The following is an 18110-nucleotide window of genomic DNA, read 5'->3' on the forward strand; positions in this document are numbered from 1 at the left end:
GTCACCCGGCCTTCGCGGGCACGAGCTTGTCGACGCGCACGGCGGCGGCCTTGAACTCCGCGGTGCCCGCGATCGGGCAGGTGGCCTCGATGGTGAGGGCGTTGGTGTCGACCTCGTCGGGGAAGTGCATCGTCATGAAGACCAGGCCGGGACGCAGCGCCGGGTCGATGTGGACGGGGGCGACGACCGAGCCGCGCCGGGAGCTGATCCTGACCTCCTCGCCGGGACTCACTCCCAGCCGCGCGGCGTCCTCGGGGCAGAGCTCGATGTTCTCGCCCCTGCGCAGCGGGGAGGCGAACCCGGACGACTGCACGCCGGTGTTGTAGGAGTCGAGACGGCGGCCGGTGGTGAGCCGCAGAGGATACTCGTCGTCGAGCAGGTCGACCGGCGGTGAGTGTTGGAGCACCGCGAACGGCGCGGCCCTGCCCCGCCGGGCCGGGTCGCTCTCCCAGAGCCGCCCGTGCAGGAAGGGCGGTTCGAGGGAGTCCTCCGACGGGCAGGGCCACTGGATGCCCTGGAGCCTGTCGAGCCTGTCGTAGGTCATGCCGGTGTGGGCGGGGGAGAGGGCGCGGAGCTCGTTCCAGACCTCCTCGGCGCCGGTGTAGTTCCAGTCGTGGCCGAGGCGGCGGGCCAGCTCGCAGAGGATCCAGATGTCGTCGCGGGCCTCGCCCGGCGCCTGGAGCGCCTTGCGGACCCGCTGCACCCGCCGCTCGCTGTTGGTGAAGGTGCCCTCGCTCTCGCACCAGGCCGCGCCCGCCGGCAGCACCACGTCGGCCATCTGGGCGGTCTTGGTGAGGAAGATGTCCTGCACGACCAGGTGGTCGAGCATGCTGAGCCGCTTGACGCAGCTCAGCGAGTCGGCCTCGGACTGCACCGGGTTCTCCCCGATGAGGTAACAGGTGGTGACCTCGCCCTCGGCCATCCCCTCCAGCATCTCGGTGAGGTTGCGGCCGTAGCGCGGCTGGATGGGGGTCTCCCACGCCTGCTCGAACTTGACGCGGATCTCCGGGTCGAGGATGTCCTGGAAGCCGGGCAGCCGGTTGGGGATGGCTCCCATGTCGCCGCCGCCCTGCACGTTGTTCTGGCCGCGCAGCGGGGACAGGCCCGAACCGTAGCGCCCGACGTGGCCGGTGAGCAGCGCCAGGTTGATGAGGGCGCGCACGTTGTCGGTGGCGTTGTGGTGCTCGGTGATGCCGAGCGTCCAGCACAGCTGGGCGCGGTCGGCCCTGGCGTAGGCGTGCGCGAGCTCCCGGATGGCGGCCGCGGGCACACCGGTGACCTGCTCGGCCACCGGGAGCGTCCACGGCTCGACCGAGGCGGCGAACTCCGCGAAGCCCTCGGTGGCGCGCTCGATGAACGAGGTGTTGTGCAGCCCGGCGTGGATGATCTCCCGGGCCACCGCGTGCGCGAGCGGGATGTCGGTGCCCACGTTGAGGCCCATCCACAGGTCGGCCCACTCGGCGGTGCCCGTGCGGCGGGGGTCGACCGCGAACATGCGGGCGCCCTTTCTTATCCCCTTGAGCACGTGGTGGAAGAAGATCGGGTGCGCGTTGCGCGCCGCCGAGCCCCACATCACGATCACGTCGGCGTCCTCCACCTCCTGGTAGGAGGAGGTGCCGCCGCCGCTGCCGAAGGCCGCGGACAGGCCCGCCACGCTCGGGGCGTGGCAGGTGCGGTTGCATGAGTCGACGTTGTTGGTGCCGATCACGACGCGGGTGAACTTCTGGCCCACGTAGTTCATCTCGTTGGTGGAACGGGCGCACGACAGCATCGCGAAGGCGTCGGGCCCGTGTTGCTCGACGTTGCGGCGGAAGCCCTCCGCGGCCCGTTGCAGCGCCTCGTCCCAGGTGGCGCGGCGCAGCACACCGTTCTCACGGACAAGGGGATGGGTGAGCCGGTCGTAGTGCTCGGCGCGGTCCCCGCGGTCCCTCTTCATACCCCATCCTTTCGACAGTCCTGTATACAGTCTACGGTATGTCGCATCAACCGACGGCGGCAAGATTTTCTCTGACCCGCTCGTCCAGGAGGTCCGCGACCGCGTGGATCGCGCGCAGCGTGGGCACCTCGGCCCCGGTCAGGTCGGCCAGCTCCACGACGGCGGCGAGGAGCACGTCGAGCTCCAGGGGCTTGCCCTTCTCCAGGTCCTGGAGGGTGGAGGTCTTGTGCTCGCCCGCCCGCTCGGCGCCCGCGATCCGGCGCTCGATCGAGATGTCGGGCTCGCAGCCCACCCGGCGGGCCACGTCGACGGTCTCGCGCATCATGGTGACGACGAGGTCGCGCGTCCCGCGGTGGCGGCAGATGCCCGCCATGGTCGCCCGGGTGAGCGCGCTGATCGGGTTGAAGGCGATGTTGCCCATGAGCTTGATCCAGATGTCGCGCCGCAGATCCGTCTCGACGGGACACTTCAGCCCGCCCTCGATCATGGCGGTGCTGAAGTCGACGCAGCGTGAGGAGAGGGAACCGTCGGGCTCGCCGATAGAGAACCGGGTGCCCTCCAGGTGGCGGATCACGCCGGGCGCCTCGATCTCCGTCGCCGCGTAGACGACGCATCCGATGGCGCGCTCCAGCGGCAGGGCGGAGGTGACCGCCCCGCCGGGGTCGATGCTCTCGATCACGTGGCCCTGGTAGGGGCCGGGCAGCCCGTGGAAATACCACCACGGGATGCCGTTCTGGGCGGCGATGAGGCCGGTGGTCTCGTGGAGCAGCGGCTGGATCATGGGCCCGGCCGCCGCGTAGGAGTTGGCCTTGAGGCCGAGGAAGACGTGGTCCACCGGGCCGATCTCGCGGGGGTCGTCGGTGGTGTGGGGGTGGGCGGTGAAGTCTCCGCGCGGGCTCAGCACGCGCACCCCCGATTCGCGCATCGCCGCGAGGTGCTCTCCGCGGGCGATCAGATGCACCTCGGCGCCTGCCCTGCACAGGGCGGCGCCGACGTAGGCGCCGATGGCGCCGGCGCCAAGAACAGCGACTTTCACAAGAGGCTCCGTCCTCGCGTCCATAGTGCATTCGGTATACAGTATGGAAAAAATCCGGTCAAGGAGCCGCCGATGGCCGTCCCCAGATCCACCGTCCACGAAGCCGTACACGAAACCGCCCACGGAACCGGCCACGAGGTCGTTCACGAAGCCGGGCACGGAACCGTCCACGAAACCGGGTACGGAGCCCCGTCCCGCGATCCGGGCACCGTGCCCTCGCCGGGGCGGCCACCGGCGCCGCCGACGCCACCGGCGCCCCCGGGGGCGCCGGCCGAGGGGGCGTCGCACCACGGCGCCCACGCGGGGGCGCTCCCGTGGGAGGCGGCCCGCCGGGTCGCGGCGTCCGCCGCGGGGCCGCTCCCCCCGGTCGACCTTCCCCTCCACCTGGCGTACGGCTGCCGGCTGGCCGCGCCGCTGCACGCCCTCGTCCCGGTGCCCGGCACCGACGTGGCCGCGATGGACGGCTACGCGGTCGCGGGCGATCCGCCCTGGCGGGTCGCGGGCCTCGTGCTCGCCGGGGGCACGCCCTTCGGGGCCGCGCTCGCGCCCGGCACGGCGGTGGAGATCGCCACCGGCGCCCCGGTGCCCGAGGGCGCCGAGGCGGTGCTGCCCTACGAGCTGGCCGTACGGACCGGCGGGCCGCCGCCGTCCGGGGGAGGGGCGGCCGGGCGGCCGGTGCCGCCGGGCCGGTTCGCGCCGCCGCTCGGCCGGTTCGCGCCACCGGGAGGGCCGCCCGGAGAGCCACGGGGAGGGCCGCCTGGAGGGCCGTCGGGAGAGTCGCCGGGTGGGCTGGGCGGGCCGCCGGGCGGGAGGTCCCGGCCGGCGGGGGAGCCGGCCGTCGGGTGGGTGTCGGCCGCGCCCGGGGCGGTCGAGCCCGGCAGGCACATCCGGCGGCGCGGCGAGGACTGCCCGCTGGGGACCGTGGTGCTCACGGCCGGTTCGGCCGTCACGCCCGCGGTGCTCGGCCTCGCGGCCGGGCTCGGGCACGACGTGCTCCGCGTACGGCCCAGACCGCTGGTGTCCGTGCTGGTCACGGGCGACGAGGTGGTGACGCGCGGGCTGCCGGGCCCGGGGCGGGTGCGCGACGCGATCGGCCCCATGCTGCCGGGGCTCGTCGAGTGGGCGGGCGGGCTGGCCGAGGCGCCGCGGTGGCTGCCCGACGGGGCGCGGGCGCTCGCCGCCGCGCTCGCGGGGACCCCGGACGGGCCGCCGGGCCAGGTGATCGTGGTCTGCGGCGCCTCGTCGAAGGGGCCCGCCGACCACCTGAGGGCGGTGCTCTCCGGGCTCGGGGCGGAGATCCTCGTCGACGGCGTCGCGGTGCGTCCCGGTCACCCGCAGCTCCTCGCCAGGCTTCCCGGCGGGCGGCTGGTGGCCGGGCTGCCGGGCAACCCCTACGCGGCCCTGGTCGCCGCGCTGACCTTGCTCGCCCCGGCGGTCCGGGCGCTCGCGGGCGGCCCCGAGGCCCCGCGCGAGCGGTCCGCGCTCACCGGTCCCGTACGGCCCCACCACGCCGACACCCGCATGGTCGCGGTGCGGCGCGACGGGCGCGGCGCGGTGCCCGTCGGGCACGACCGGCCGGGATCGCTGTGGGGGGCCGCGCTCGCCGAGGCGCTCGCGGTCGTCCCGCCCGGGTGGAGGGGCGAGCCGGTCGAGCTCGTCCCACTGCCCGCACAAAGGGTCTAGACATCCCAGGACCCCGGGGGTAACCATTGCCCTCATACGGTATGCAGTATGGAGAACACAATCGAGAGGACCACCAGAATGACCCAGCCAGCGGACACGGCGCCGGAAACCATCTCCGGAGGCCACCTGGTGGCGAAGGCGCTCAAGGCGGAGGGGATCGATGTGATCTTCACGCTCTGCGGCGGCCACATCATCGACATCTACGACGGTTGCGTCGACGAGGGCATCGAGGTCATCGACGTCCGCCACGAGCAGGTGGCGGCGCACGCGGCCGACGGTTACGCCCGGATCACCGGCAAACCGGGTTGCGCGGTCGTGACGGCCGGGCCGGGCACCACCGACGCGGTGACCGGCGTGGCCAACGCCTTCAGGGCGGAGAGCCCCATGCTGCTCATCGGGGGGCAGGGGGCTCTGAGCCAGCACAAGATGGGCTCCCTGCAGGACCTGCCCCACGTCGACATGATGACCCCGATCACCAAGTTCGCGGCCACGGTCCCCTCGACCGAGCGGGTGGCCGACATCGTCTCGATGGCCTTCAGGGAGTGCTACCACGGCGCTCCCGGCCCGTCCTTCCTGGAGATCCCGCGCGACGTCCTCGACGCCAGCGTCCCGCTCTCCAAGGCCCGCATCCCCGAGGCCGGCCGCTACCGCGCCTCGGTGCGCCAGGCCGGGGACCCCGAGGCCGTCGAGCGCCTCGCCGACCTGCTGGCCCACGCGGAGAAGCCCTGCGTCCTGCTGGGCAGCCAGGTCTGGACCACCCGGGGCACCGACGACGCGATCGACTTCGTCCGCGCCCTCAACGTCCCCGCCTACATGAACGGCTCGGCCCGCGGCACGCTGCCCCCCGGCGACCCGCACCACTTCCAGCTCTCCCGGCGCTACGCCTTCACCAACGCCGACCTGATCGTCATCGTCGGCACCCCGTTCGACTTCCGGATGGGCTACGGCAAGCGCCTGTCGCCCTCGGCGACGGTGGTCCAGATCGACCTCGACTACCGCACCGTCGGCAAGAACCGCGACGTCGACCTGGGCATCGTCGGCGACGCCGGGCTGATCCTGGCCGCGGCCACCCAGGCCGCCTCCGGCCGCGTCGAGAACGGCGCGGCCCGGCGCAAGGAGTGGCTGGAGGAGCTGCGCGCGGTCGAGGCCGCGGCCTACGAGAAGCGGCTGCCCCGCCAGCTGTCGGACTCGCAGCCGATCGACCCCTACCGCCTGGTCCACGAGATCAACGAGTTCCTCACCGAGGACACCATCTACATCGGCGACGGCGGCGACATCGTCACCTTCTCCGGCCAGGTCGTCCAGCCCAAGTCGCCCGGCCACTGGATGGACCCCGGGCCGCTCGGCACCCTCGGCGTCGGCGTCGCGTTCGCCATGGCCGCCAAATACGCCAGGCCCGACAAGGAGGTGCTCTGCCTCTTCGGAGACGGGGCGTTCAGCCTCACCGGCTGGGACTTCGAGACGATGGTCCGCTTCGACCTGCCGTTCATCGGCGTCATCGGCAACAACTCGTCGATGAACCAGATCCGCTACGGCCAGGCCGCCAAGTACGGCGAGAACCGCGGCCGGGTCGGCAACACCCTCGGCGACGTCCGCTACGACGAGTTCGCCCGGATGCTGGGCGGCCACGGCGAGGAGGTCAGGGACCCCGCCGACATCCGGCCCGCGCTGGAGCGGGCCCGCGAGTCGGGCAAGCCCGCCCTGATCAACGTATGGGTCGATCCGGACGTCTACGCGCCCGGAACCATGAACCAGACCATGTACAAGTGAGGGGGACCCCATGAAGGCACTGGAAGGTGTCCGCGTCCTCGACATGACCCACGTGCAGTCGGGTCCGTCCTGTACGCAGCTCCTGGCCTGGCTCGGCGCCGACGTGATCAAGCTGGAGGCGCCCTCCGGCGACATCACCCGCAAGCAGCTGCGCGACGTCCCCGACGCCGACAGCCTCTACTTCACGATGCTCAACTGCAACAAGCGCAGCATCACCCTCAACATGAAGAGCGAGCGCGGCAAGCAGCTCTTCACCGAACTGGTCCGCGACTCCGACATCCTGGTGGAGAACTTCGGGCCCGGCGCGGTCGACCGGATGGGCTTCTCCTGGGACCGGCTCCAGGAGCTCAACCCGCGGCTCGTCTACGCCTCGATCAAGGGTTTCGGCCCGGGCCGCTACGCCAAGTTCAAGGCGTACGAGGTGATCGCCCAGGCGATGGGCGGCTCGATGAGCACCACCGGCTTCGAGGACGGCCCGCCGCTGGCCACCGGCGCCCAGATCGGCGACTCGGGCACCGGCATCCACGCCGTCGCCGGCATCCTGGCCGCCCTCTACCAGCGAGAGCAGACCGGGCGCGGCCAGCGCGTGCAGGTGGCGATGCAGCACGCGGTGCTCAACCTGTGCCGGGTGAAGCTCCGCGACCAGCAGCGGCTCGGCCACGGCCCCCTGTCGGAATACCCCAACAAGACCTTCGGCGACGAGGTGCCGCGCTCGGGCAACGCCTCGGGCGGCGGCCAGCCCGGCTGGGCCGTGCGGTGCGCGCCCGGCGGTCCCAACGACTACATCTACGTCATCGTGCAGCCGGTCGGCTGGGCGCCGCTCGCCGGGATCATCGGCCGCCCGGAGCTGGCCAACGACCCCGAGTGGGCCACCCCGGAGGCGCGCCTTCCCAACCTCGACAAGATGTTCCAGCTCATCGAGGAGTGGAGCATCACCCGCGACAAGTGGGAGGTCCTCGACCTGCTCAACGCCGCCAACATCCCCTGCGGCCCGATCCTGTCCACCAAGGAGCTGCTGGAGGACGAGAGCCTGCGGCGGGAGGGCGCGCTGGTCGAGGTCGACCACCCCCAGCGCGGCTCCTTCGTGACGGTCGGCAGCCCGCTGCACCTGTCCGACTCGCCGGTGGACGTCACCGCGCCGCCCCTGCTGGGCGAGCACAACACCGAGATCTACGCCGGCCTCGGCCTGTCCGTCGAGGAGCTGGCCGAGCTGAAGACGAACGGAGTCATCTGATGGCGTATGACCAGGCCGCCGTACGCGAGGTGCTGGACAAGGCCCGCGCCGAGGGCCGCACCGCGCTGACCGCCCCCGAGGGCAGGAGGATCTGCCAGGCGTACGGCATCTCGACCCCCGGTGAGGGGGTGGCGACCTCCGCGGAGGAGGCGGTGTCGCTCGCCGGGGAGATCGGCCTGCCCGTGGTGCTCAAGATCGTGTCCCCCGACATCCTGCACAAGACCGAGGCGGGCGGGGTGCTCGTCGGCCTGGCCGACCTCGACGCGGTGCGCGCCGGCTACGACCGGATCCTCGCCTCCGCGCGCTCCTACGACCCCGAGGCGTCGATCGACGGCGTCCAGGTCCAGGCCATGGTCGGTGCCGGGCACGAGGTGATCATCGGCGCGGTCACCGACCCGACCTTCGGCAAGGTGGTCGCCTTCGGGCTCGGCGGGGTGCTCGTCGAAGTCCTCAAGGACGTGACCTTCCGGCTGGCCCCCCTCTCGGGTGATGATGCACTCGGGATGCTGGACGACATCAGGGCGGCGGAGGTGCTGCGCGGTGTCCGTGGTGCCGAGGCGGCCGACAGGGGGGCGCTGTCGAACATGATCGAGCGAGTCGGCGCCCTCGTCGGGGACTTCCCCGAGATCGCGGAGGTGGACCTGAACCCGGTCTTCGCCACCTCCGGGGGCGCGACGGCCGCCGACGTGCGCATCCTCCTCGACGCCGACCCCGTCGCCGCGCCCGCCCGGCTCTCGCGCGAGGAGATCCTCGCCGGGATGAACCGGATCTTCAAGCCGCGCGCCGTCGCGGTGATCGGCGCCTCCGGCGAGACCGGCAAGATCGGAAACTCGGTGATGCGCAACCTGATCAACGGCGGCTACCGGGGCCACATCTACCCGATCAACCCGAAGGCCCCGGAGATCCTCGGGCTGCCCGCCTACCCCAGCATCGCCGACGTGCCGGGGGAGGTCGACGTGGCGGTCTTCGCCATCCCGGCCAAGTTCGTGCCCGCGGCGCTGGAGGACGCCGGGCGCAAGGGGGTGGCCGGAGCCATCATGATCCCGTCGGGGTTCGCCGAGACGGGAAACGTCGAGGGCCAGCGGGAGATCGTCGAGATCGCCCGCAAGCACGGCGTGCGGATGCTCGGCCCCAACATCTACGGCTACTACTACACGCCGGAAAATCTGTGCGCCACGTTCTGCACGCCGTACGACGTGAAGGGCGGGGTCGCGCTGACCTCGCAGAGCGGTGGCATCGGCATGGCCATCCTCGGCTTCAGCCGCACCACCGGGATGGGCGTCTCGGCGATCGTCGGGGTCGGCAACAAGGCCGACGTCGACGAGGACGACCTGCTCACCTTCTTCGAGCAGGACGACAACACCAACTGCGTGGCGATGCACCTGGAGGACCTCAAGGACGGGCGCGGGTTCGTCGAGGCCGCCCGGCGGATGGTCGCCAGGAAGCCGGTGATCGTGCTCAAGGCCGGGCGCACCGCGATGGGCGCGCGGGCCGCGGGCTCGCACACCGGGGCGCTGGCCGGCGACGACAAGGTCTACGACGACATCCTCCGCCAGGCGGGCGTCGTGCGGGCCCCGGGCCTCAACGACATGCTCGAGTACGCCCGGGCGCTGCCGCTGATGCCCACCCCCGAGGGGGAGAACGTCGTCATCATCACCGGGGCGGGCGGCTCGGGAGTGCTGCTCTCCGACGCCTGCGTCGACAACGGGCTGAGCCTCATGGAGATCCCGCCGGATCTCGACGAGGCCTTCCGCGCCTACATCCCGCCCTTCGGGGCGGCGGGCAACCCCGTCGACATCACCGGTGGCGAGCCGCCCAGCACCTACGAGAACACCATCAGGCTGGGTCTGGCCGACCCCCGCGTGCACGCGCTGGTGATCGGCTACTGGCACACGATCGTCACCCCGCCGATGGTCTTCGCCGAGCTGGTCGCGCGGGTCGTGGCCGAGGAGCGCGCCAAGGGCAACGACAAGCCCGTGGTCGCCTCGCTGGCCGGTGACACCGAGGTCGAGCAGGCCTGTGACCATCTCTTCGCGAACGGGGTGATCGCCTACCCGTACACCACGGAGAAGCCCGTGGCCGTGCTCGGTGCCAAGTATCGCTGGGCGAGGGCCGCAGGGTTGCTGCGCGGCTGAGCCGCGCTTCACGAGCGAGGGGGCGAATCGGGGCACTCGCAGGATCAACCAACCCCCCAGGAGGTCCGCAGGTGGACACATCGAGAACACCGGCTGCAGCGGAGCCCGGCGAAGCCGCCGCCGCATCCGGCCAGGAAGAGAAAGTATGGCGGGCGGGCGGGCTGGAGCCGATGCCCATACGCACCCTGCCCGACGCTCCCCCGTCGATCCACATCCTCGGGCCGACGGTGTTCCTCGTCGCGCTCGGCGTGGGCATGGGCGAGTCGTACATGTGGCCCCGGCTGGTCCTGCTGTTCGGGCCGGAGATCCGGTGGCTGTTCCTCATCGGCGTCACCCTCCAGGCCGTGGTCATGCTGGAGATGGCCCGCTACGCCATGGCGACCGGGGAGAGCATCTTCTTCGGCGCCGCCCGGGTCTTCAAGCCCCTGATGTGGTTCTTCTTCGTCGTCGCGATCCTCGTCTACATCTGGCCGGGTCATCTGTCCGCGGGGGCCGCCGCCTTCGAGCAGATCACCGGCATCCCATGGGTGATCACGGCCGTCGCGGGCCTGATCCTCGTCGGCGTCGTCTTCAGCCTGGCGAAGGTGATCTACAACCTGCTGGAGAACGTGCTGTCGATCCTGATCGGCACGCTCGTCGTCGGGACCGCCGTGGTGGCGGCCATGGTCGGCACCTGGGGCGACGTGACGAGCACGATCACCGGGATGTTCGCCTTCGGCTACCTGCCGCAGCAGGCGCTCTCGGAGGCCTGGTTCCCGGTGATCGTGGGATCGATCGCCTTCGCCGGGCCGTCCGGGATGCAGCAGATGTGGTACACCCTGCACCTGCGCGACTCCGGCGCCGGAATGGGAGCCCACATCCCGGCCGTCCGCGGTCTCCGGCACGCCGGCGAGGAAGAGGCCATGCCCTCGCGCGGCTTCATGTTCGACACGAGCAACCCCGAGGAGATGCGCAAGTGGAAGGGGTGGCGGCGCTGGGTCACCTTCGACGCCCTCCTGCTCTTCTGGGGCATCACGATGCTGGTCACCGTCTCCTTCACCGTGATCGCCCAGGCCGCGGCGAGAAACACCCCCGGCGTCCGTACCGTCATCGAGTCCGGGGAGCGGGAGGCTGCGCTGAACGCGATGGCCGACTCCTTCGCCTCCGCGGGCAGCTCGGTGCTGGGCGGGGTCTTCCTCGGCTTCATCGCGCTGATCGGGCTGAACGCCACCCTCGGCCTGTTCGACTCCTTCTCCCGGGGGCAGGCGGACATGAGCTTCCACTTCGTACGCGGTGCGAAGAAGCTCGGCATGTCCCGCCTGTACGCCGCCTTCCTGTGGGGCGTCATCGCGTTCGGCATCCTGATCCTGCTGTTCGGCCCGGCCGACGGCCCGAGCGGGATCCTCGACACGCTGGCGTTCCTGTCCACGTTCGCCATGGGCGCCTACTGCGTGACGCTCCTGCTGGTGAACAACCGCATGCTGCCCAAACCGATCCGGCCGAAGATCTGGACCAACCTGATCATCGGCTTCGGGGCGGTCTTCTACCTGGGGATGCTGCTCTACAGCCTGTTCGCCTTCGGCGTGGTCGTGGGCTGAGACCGTGCCGACGCGACAAGCTGAACTCGCCCTTCCCGGGGCGCTGATCGGAGTCGTCGCCGGCGCCGTGGCCGGAGGGCTGACCCTGCTCGCAGGGCAGCCCGCCGGCTGGGCCGCGATCTCCGCGCTGACGCTCGCCCTCCCCCTGGGGCTCCTCGGGACCGGATACTCCATCCTGCTCGGCCAGAACCTGTTCAGACCGGGGGTGTTCGCCCCCGCGGGCCTGTACTGGCTGGCCGGCTTCCCCCTCGCCCGGCTGTTCCAGGAGACGGTCACCGGCCTCGCCGTCTTCGGTCACGTCAGCCTGCCGGGCGGGGTGGCGGGATTCCTGGCCTACCAGGCCATGGTGAGCCTCGGCTTCGCGATCGGCTTCCTCTGGTTGCACGAGAGGCTCATGCCCCACTGGTTGATGCGCCTGAGAGAGCGCAATCCGCGGGCGCGCGAACTCCTCGCCGCCTACGTTGAGCACGCTGAGGCGCTGTGGCTCGCCAAGGAACGCCGCCGCGCACGGAAAGGAGCGCGTTGAACATTCCCACCTGGGTGTGGCTGGTCACGATCGCCGGGTTCGGTCTCGTGCTGGCCATCGACTTCTACCTCGTGGCGCGCAACCCGCGAAAGCCCACGTTCCGCGAGTGCACGTTCTGGGTGATCTTCTACGTGTCGCTCGCCGTCGCGTTCGGCATCGGGCTGCTGGTGGTCACGGGGCCGTCGTACGGCGGTGAGTTCTTCGCCGGCTGGATCACCGAGTACTCCCTCAGCGTCGACAACCTGTTCGTCTTCCTGCTGATCATGAGCCGCTTCTCGGTGCCCGACCGCTACCGGCAGAAGGTGCTCCTGATCGGCATCGTCCTGGCCCTCGTCATGCGCGGCGCCTTCATCGCCGCCGGGGCGGAGGCCGTGACCCGCTTCGACTGGCTCTTCTACATCTTCGGCGCCTTCCTCATCTACACCGCGTGGAAGCTCATCGGCCACGAGGAGGAGGAGGCGGAGTTCTCCGAGAACATCGCGCTGCGCACGGTCAGGCGGGTCGTCCCCACCACGGACACCTACCACGGCTCGTCGCTCTCCGTGATGGTCGACGGCCGCCGCGCCGTCACCCCGATGCTCATCGTGATGGTCGCGATCGGGACCACGGACCTGCTGTTCGCCCTCGACTCCATCCCGGCCATCTTCGGGCTGACCAAGGAGCCCTACCTGGTGTTCACCGCCAACGCCTTCGCGCTGATGGGGCTGCGGCAGCTGTTCTTCCTGATCGGAGGGTTGCTCGACCGTCTCGTCTACCTCAGCAAGGGCCTGTCGATCGTCCTGGCCTTCATCGGCGTGAAGCTCATCTTCGAGGCGCTGCACCACGACGGCGTCTCCTGGGCGCCGGAGATCCCCATCCTGGTCTCCCTCGGGGTCATCGTCGGCACGCTCGCCGTCACCACCGTGGCGAGCCTCGTCAAGTCGAGGAACGACCGCGGCCGCACCCCGGTGGGCCAGAACGACTCCGCGGAGGATCCGGCGACCGGCCCGGCGGCCGACCCCTCCGGTTCTCCCGGCTCTCCCGGCTCTCCCGGTTCTCCCGGCGACACCGATCCCCCTGGCCCCGCCGCGAGGCGGAGCGAGGCGCACGCGGACGGCTGAGGCGCGGCCGGCCGTCGCGAGCGGGTGGTCTCCCCTGCGGAGACCTCCCGCTCGCTCATTTCGGAACGTCGATCCCGTCGGTCCGCTGCTCGGCCGCCGCCCAGCGGCGCAGATGGCGCTCGGCGTTCTCCGCCGAGCCGTACTTCCGCATGGCCGTCGCGAGGCCGAGCCCCATCATCCGGCCGTCGGCGGAATAGCCCGCCGGTCCAGAGATGAGAAAGCGGAACCTGTTGAGAAACGCTCTCATCGATCATCACCACCAATTCTTTCGCTCAGTATCTGCCCTGGGTGTTTCACTCAAACGGGCCAACCGTGAATTCTGTGTCAACTGGTCCGTGAGCTGCTGGGATCGCGCCGGAACGGCTCGGAAGGGAGTGGATCCGGTGCCGGTCCGCGCGAGGTGATCGCGCTTTTCCGGACCCGGCCGGGATGGATTAACCGGCCGCGGCCGACACGGATTCACGGGTGCCGATCCGCTGGGTTATCCGGCGCGGTTTCTTTTGATCGTCAATGCGGCGGGCACGGGTCCGGGCGCCGGTCCGCACGGGTTCCTCCGTGCTTCCCGGAGGTGCTTTGCCCGGACGTGCTTTGCCGGGAGGTACTTCCCTGGACCCGCTTTGCCCGGAGGTGCTTCGCGGACGTGCTTTGCCGGACGTGCTTTCCTGGGTGTCCTTTCCCGGACGCGCGTTTCCAAGGACGTGCTTCTTCGAGCGTGCCTTCCCGGGTGCGCCTTTACGGCCCGGGACGCGCGAGACCGTCCCGTGCCGGATCGGACCGGCACGAGAGGGCTTCCGGTGATCGGCCCGTACGGGGACGTGCCGGGGACGTGCCGGGGACGTACCGGTGCCGGATCCGTACGGGAGGAGACGGCTCGCGCCGGACCGGACCGGCGCGAGCAGGGTGAGGAAGGGGATCGTGGTCGGCCCGCGCCCGCCGGGGAGGGCCGGCTCGCGCCGAGGGACCGAGAAGCGGAGAAGCCGGGGGAGTCGGGGAAGCCGGGCCGGGGGAGGGTCAGCTCGCGCTGAGCGAGCGCGGGCGCCGGCGGCGGGCGGCGGGCGCGGGCTCCTGCGGCTCGGCGGGCTCGGCGGCCCGCTGCTCCAGGTAGGAGGAGCGGGTGTGCTCGGTGTGGTCGCGCATGATCTCCGCGGCCCTGATCTCGTCGCGCGCCTCGATGGCGTTGATCAGCTGGTCGTGCTCCTCCCAGGAGTCCCGGCCCCGCTGGCGGGCCACCGGCGTGTGGTACCACCGCACGCGGCGGGAGACCTGTGAGGCCAGCTCCGCCAGCACCGCGTTGCCGGACAGCTCGGTGATCAGCGCGTGCAACTCGGAGTTGGCCGCCACCGAGGCGTCGATGTCGTCCGCCTCCAGGGCCCGGAGCCCGCGCGCGCACACCTCGCGCAGCCGGGCCACGCCCGCGGCGTCCGAGTTGAGCGCGGCCAGCCGCGCCGACTCGGTCTCCAGCAGGGCGCGTACGGCGAGCAGCTGGTCGGCCTCCTGCACGGTCGGCGCGTGCACGAACGCCCCGTGGCCGGGACGGAGGTCGACCCAGCCCTCGCCGCTGAGCATCTGCAGCGCCTCGCGGACCGGCTGGCGCGACACGCCGAGCAGCTCGGCGAGCTCGCTCTCCGCGAGGTGCTGGCCGGGACTGAGGCTCCCGTTCACGATGAGCTCCAGGATCGCCTCGAAAACGCTCTCCCGGAGAGTGGTCGGGCGCGGGATCTTGGGCGCCGCTCCCGAGTTCGCCAATTCCGACCGCACCATGTGTCTTCAGCTCCAGGATGAGAAAATATGGCGGCCCCTCGTCCGGCCAGCCCATTGTCTGTTGTCGACTGCCTACAGTATACAGTTTCGGACAGGGTCGCCGTGGTGAGCCTGATCACATCATGGCTCACCCGGGAAGCGTGACCGGATGACCCGGCTGGCGCAGCGTGGCGCTGAGGGTCGCGGCGGCCAGCACCAGGCCCGCGGCGAGGAAGAACGCCACGGCGTGGCCGGAGGAGGTGAGGGCCAGCGCGGCGAGGCCGACCCCGACGAGCCCGGCGACCGCCTTCGCACTGTAGACCACGCCGTGGATCGAGGCGGTGTGCCTCTCGCCGAAGTATTCGCGGACCAGGCTGGCGATGAGGGGATAGAAGGCGCCCCCGCCCAGGCCGGCGGGCACCGTCGCGACCAGGATCATGACGGCGGACCCGGTCACCGCCCCCCAGGCCAGCAGCAGCTGCCCCAGGCAGAGCAGGGCGAGCACGGCGCTGAGCGTGCGCCCCCGCCCGGTCACCTCGGCGGCGAGCATGGCGCAGGCGCGTCCGGCGCCGTTGAGCACCAGGAGCAGGGCCACCGCACCCCAGGGAGAGAAGCCGCCGGAGGTCGCCAGCGCGACCACGTCGAAGATGGAGACCGCTCCCGCGCAGACCAGGATCGACACCAGGGTGGGCAGCGAGCCCGTCCGCAGCGCCTGGCTCAGCGAGAACTGGCGCACGGCCCGGGGCTCCCTGCGTAGCGCGACCCGGTCGTCGGCCCAGGCGTGCGGGTCGATGTGGGCGGGCCACCAGTGCGGCGGCGGCAGGCGTACGAAGGCCGCCGCCAGGCCCACCGCGACCAGCGCGACGGCCGCGGCCACGGCGAACAGCGGCTGGAGCGCGCCCCCGTCCAGGGCGGCCACCACCGCGAGCGGGGCCGTGCCGTAGGCGAAGGCGCCGGTGGTGAGGCCGACCCTCGCGGCCGGGCGCTCGGGGTACCAGCGGGCGACGGCCTCGGTGCACGCGCCGTACACCAGCCCGGCGCCCACGCCGCCGAGCAGGGCGTAGCCGGCGAGGACCGTGGGCAGGTCGCGGGCGAAGGCCGTCGTGAGCAGGGCCGCGGCGCTGAGCGGCGCCCCGGCCCACAGCGCGAGGCGGATCCCGAGCGCGCCGCGCCGCAGCAGCAGGACGGTGGGCAGGGCCACCGCGGCCTGGCAGACGATCCAGACGGCGAGCGGAGCCAGGGCCGGGGCGAGCGGCCAGCCGCGCGCCTGCGCCAGGGCGGGCACCGCCGCCGCGTAGCCGTACTGCATGGCGCCGATGGAGGCCATGGCGGCCCAGGGGAGCCAGAACATCCACGACCGGGGACGGTTGATCAGATCCTGCGGGGTGTCGCCGACGAGGTAATCGCGTCCCCGCCAGTCTCGTACGAGCTGCGTCTTCTCCATACCGTATGGAATATCCGCCCCCGGAGTCCCTGTCGAGGCCTGGACGGCTAGATTTCCATACGGTATACCGTCTACAAGAACCGTATCCAGGGAGGTCGCGTGGACCTGTTCGAATACGAGGCGAAGAAACTCTTCGCGCGGCACGGGGTCCCCGTCCCCGTCGGCGAGGTCGCGGCCACCCCCGAGGGAGCCCGCGCGATCGCGGCCGGCCTCGGCACCCCGGTCGTCGTCAAGGCCCAGGTGAAGACCGGCGGCAGGGGGAAGGCCGGGGGCGTGCGGCCCGCCCCCGGCCCCGACTCCGCCGAGCGGGAGGCGCGGCGGATCCTCGGCATGGACATCAAGGGCCACATCGCCGAGACCGTGCTCGTGGAGACGGCCACGATGCCGGTCGAGGAGTATTACGTGGCCTACCTCGTCGACCGGGCCAACCGGTGCTTCCTCGCCATGGCGTCCGTCCACGGCGGCATGGACATCGAGGAGGTGGCCGCGACCAGGCCCGAGGCGCTGGTGAAGATGCCGGTCGACCCCCTGGCCGGGATCGACGAGGGCGCCGCGCGCGAGCTGGTGACCCGCGCCGGCTTCCCCTCCGACCTGCGGGACGCGGTGGCCGAGGTGCTGGTCCGCCTCTGGCGGGTCATGGTGGCGGAGGACGCCCTGCTGGTCGAGGTCAACCCCCTGGTGTGGACGGCGGGGAGCACGATCCTCGCCCTCGACGGCAAGGTCAGCCTCGACGAGGGCGCGGCCTTCCGCCACGAGCACGCGGCGCTGACCGCCGGGCCCGGCGACGGCGGCCTCGAGTCACGGGCCAGGGCCAAGGGCCTCAACTACGTCAAGCTCGACGGTCACGTGGGGGTCGTCGGCAACGGCGCGGGGCTGGTGATGAGCACCCTCGACGTCGTCGCCCAGGCGGGGGAGGGCTACGGCGGGGTCCGCCCGGCCAACTTCCTCGACATCGGCGGCGGGGCGTCCGCGCAGGTCATGGCCGACAGCCTGGAGATCATCCTCTCCGACCCCGACGTCAGGTCGGTCCTCGTCAACGTCTTCGGCGGCATCACCGCCTGCGACGCGGTGGCCGACGGCATCGTCTCCGCGCTCGGGCTGCTCGGCGACCGAGGCCTGAGCCGCCCCATCGTCGTGCGGCTCGACGGCAACAACGCCGAGGAGGGCCGCCGGATCCTCACCGAGGCCGGGCACCCCGCGGTCCGCCAGGTCACCACCATGGACGGCGCCGCCGAAGAGGCGGCCAGGCTCGCCGCGGCATGAGCGGGCCCATCACCGGACCCACCGGACCCACCGGACCCACCGGACCCACCGGACCCACCGGACCCACCGGACCAGGCGAGCCCGCCGGTCCCGCCCGCGGAGGGCACGCGAGCACGGACCTTGCCCACGGAGGGCACGCGACGAGCACGGAGAGGGAGTGGCAAGCATGGCGATCTTCTTGACCGGCCACAGCAAGGTGGTCGTGCAGGGCATGACCGGCGCGGAGGGGAGGCGGCACACCGCGAGGATGCTCGCGGCGGGCACCGACGTGGTCGCCGGGGTCACGCCGGGCAAGGGCGGCGGCACGGTCGACTTCGCCGAGCGGGGCGTCCCGGTGTTCGGCACGGTCGCCGAGGCGATCGCCCGGACGGGCGCGGACGTCTCGGTGGTCTTCGTGCCGCCGAGGTTCGCCAAGGCCGCGGTCGTCGAGGCCGTCGACGCGGGGATCGGCCTCTGCGTGGTCATCACCGAGGGCATCCCCGTCCACGACACGCTGGCCTTCTGGGCCCACGCGCGGGCGGCGGGCGGCGGGACCCGCATCATCGGGCCCAACTGCCCGGGGCTGATCAGTCCCGGCGCCTCCAACGCGGGGATCATCCCGGCCGACATCACCAGCGCGGGCCGCATCGGCCTGGTCTCGAAGTCGGGCACGCTGACCTACCAGCT

General features: G+C 71.7%; 14 protein-coding genes. 9 read left to right on the forward strand and 5 right to left on the reverse strand.

The features are described from left to right. Position 1: 1 nt before the first annotated feature. The gene (locus ABT053_RS33895) at positions 2-1936 is read right to left on the reverse strand and encodes a molybdopterin oxidoreductase family protein (RefSeq protein WP_350974714.1); all 1935 of its coding nucleotides are present in this window, start codon (positions 1934-1936) and stop codon (positions 2-4) included. Positions 1937-1982: 46 nt separating this feature from the next. Next, entirely contained in the window at positions 1983-2972 is a 990-nt protein-coding gene (locus ABT053_RS33900; protein ID WP_350974716.1) for a 2-dehydropantoate 2-reductase, read from the reverse strand. Positions 2973-3044: 72 nt separating this feature from the next. Here ABT053_RS33900 and ABT053_RS33905 point away from each other — a divergent pair, with 72 nt between their 5' ends. The 7 genes from ABT053_RS33905 to ABT053_RS33935 all read left to right on the forward strand — a co-directional run bounded on the left by ABT053_RS33905 (position 3045) and on the right by ABT053_RS33935 (position 12997). Beyond that, entirely contained in the window at positions 3045-4655 is a 1611-nt protein-coding gene (locus ABT053_RS33905; protein WP_350974718.1) for a molybdopterin molybdotransferase MoeA, read from the forward strand. A 78-nt stretch (positions 4656-4733) separates the two neighbouring features. Further along, positions 4734-6425, forward strand: a complete 1692-nt coding sequence (locus ABT053_RS33910; RefSeq protein WP_350974720.1) for a thiamine pyrophosphate-binding protein — start codon at positions 4734-4736, stop codon at positions 6423-6425. Between the two features lie 10 nt (positions 6426-6435). After that, a complete protein-coding gene (frc, locus tag ABT053_RS33915; RefSeq protein WP_350974722.1) occupies positions 6436-7659 on the forward strand; it encodes a formyl-CoA transferase in 1224 nt (407 codons plus the stop codon). Then, positions 7659-9794 carry an acetate--CoA ligase family protein gene (locus ABT053_RS33920; protein ID WP_350974724.1) on the forward strand — a complete coding sequence of 712 codons (2136 nt, stop codon included), beginning with the start codon at positions 7659-7661 and terminating at the stop codon, positions 9792-9794. The genes frc and ABT053_RS33920 overlap by 1 nt, the downstream gene beginning before the upstream one ends. Positions 9795-9964: 170 nt before the next feature. Continuing rightward, the gene (locus tag ABT053_RS33925) at positions 9965-11371 is read left to right on the forward strand and encodes an Nramp family divalent metal transporter (RefSeq protein ID WP_350974726.1); all 1407 of its coding nucleotides are present in this window, start codon (positions 9965-9967) and stop codon (positions 11369-11371) included. A 4-nt stretch (positions 11372-11375) separates the two neighbouring features. After that, positions 11376-11897: a hypothetical protein gene (locus ABT053_RS33930; RefSeq protein ID WP_350974728.1), complete on the forward strand. Its 522-nt coding sequence runs from the start codon at positions 11376-11378 to the stop codon at positions 11895-11897. Beyond that, positions 11894-12997: a TerC family protein gene (locus tag ABT053_RS33935; RefSeq protein WP_350974730.1), complete on the forward strand. Its 1104-nt coding sequence runs from the start codon at positions 11894-11896 to the stop codon at positions 12995-12997. Before ABT053_RS33930 ends, ABT053_RS33935 begins: the two co-directional genes overlap by 4 nt. Before the next feature lie 55 nt (positions 12998-13052). Here ABT053_RS33935 and ABT053_RS33940 read toward each other — a convergent pair whose 3' ends face one another. The 3 genes from ABT053_RS33940 to ABT053_RS33950 form a co-directional block, all read right to left on the reverse strand. Next, positions 13053-13244 (reverse strand): hypothetical protein, encoded by a 192-nt coding sequence (locus ABT053_RS33940; protein WP_350974732.1) that lies wholly within the window; start codon positions 13242-13244, stop codon positions 13053-13055. Positions 13245-14008: 764 nt separating this feature from the next. Next, positions 14009-14758, reverse strand: a complete 750-nt coding sequence (locus ABT053_RS33945; RefSeq protein WP_350974734.1) for a GntR family transcriptional regulator — start codon at positions 14756-14758, stop codon at positions 14009-14011. Between the two features lie 127 nt (positions 14759-14885). Then, on the reverse strand, positions 14886-16181 hold the full coding sequence (locus ABT053_RS33950; protein ID WP_350974736.1) for an MFS transporter: 1296 nt from the start codon (positions 16179-16181) through the stop codon (positions 14886-14888). A 99-nt stretch (positions 16182-16280) separates the two neighbouring features. Between ABT053_RS33950 and sucC the strand changes: the two genes are divergently transcribed. Continuing rightward, positions 16281-17444 (forward strand): ADP-forming succinate--CoA ligase subunit beta, encoded by a 1164-nt coding sequence (gene sucC, locus ABT053_RS33955; RefSeq protein WP_350974738.1) that lies wholly within the window; start codon positions 16281-16283, stop codon positions 17442-17444. A 166-nt stretch (positions 17445-17610) separates the two neighbouring features. Then, a partial coding sequence (locus ABT053_RS33960; protein ID WP_350974740.1) for a CoA-binding protein occupies positions 17611-18110 on the forward strand: 500 nt, incomplete at its 3' end.

The organism is Streptosporangium sp. NPDC002524 (assembly GCF_040295985.1).
Classification (GTDB): Bacteria; Actinomycetota; Actinomycetes; order Streptosporangiales; family Streptosporangiaceae; genus Streptosporangium.

Coding starts and splice junctions, on each gene's coding strand:
- ABT053_RS33895 (WP_350974714.1), bottom strand. CDS start 1,936: ATGAAGAGGGACCGCGGGGACCGCGCCGAGCACTACGACCGGCTCACC.
- ABT053_RS33905 (WP_350974718.1), top strand. CDS start 3,045: ATGGCCGTCCCCAGATCCACCGTCCACGAAGCCGTACACGAAACCGCC.
- ABT053_RS33910 (WP_350974720.1), top strand. CDS start 4,734: ATGACCCAGCCAGCGGACACGGCGCCGGAAACCATCTCCGGAGGCCAC.
- frc (WP_350974722.1), top strand. CDS start 6,436: ATGAAGGCACTGGAAGGTGTCCGCGTCCTCGACATGACCCACGTGCAG.
- ABT053_RS33920 (WP_350974724.1), top strand. CDS start 7,659: ATGGCGTATGACCAGGCCGCCGTACGCGAGGTGCTGGACAAGGCCCGC.
- ABT053_RS33925 (WP_350974726.1), top strand. CDS start 9,965: ATGCCCATACGCACCCTGCCCGACGCTCCCCCGTCGATCCACATCCTC.
- ABT053_RS33940 (WP_350974732.1), bottom strand. CDS start 13,244: ATGAGAGCGTTTCTCAACAGGTTCCGCTTTCTCATCTCTGGACCGGCG.
- ABT053_RS33945 (WP_350974734.1), bottom strand. CDS start 14,758: ATGGTGCGGTCGGAATTGGCGAACTCGGGAGCGGCGCCCAAGATCCCG.
- ABT053_RS33950 (WP_350974736.1), bottom strand. CDS start 16,181: ATGGAGAAGACGCAGCTCGTACGAGACTGGCGGGGACGCGATTACCTC.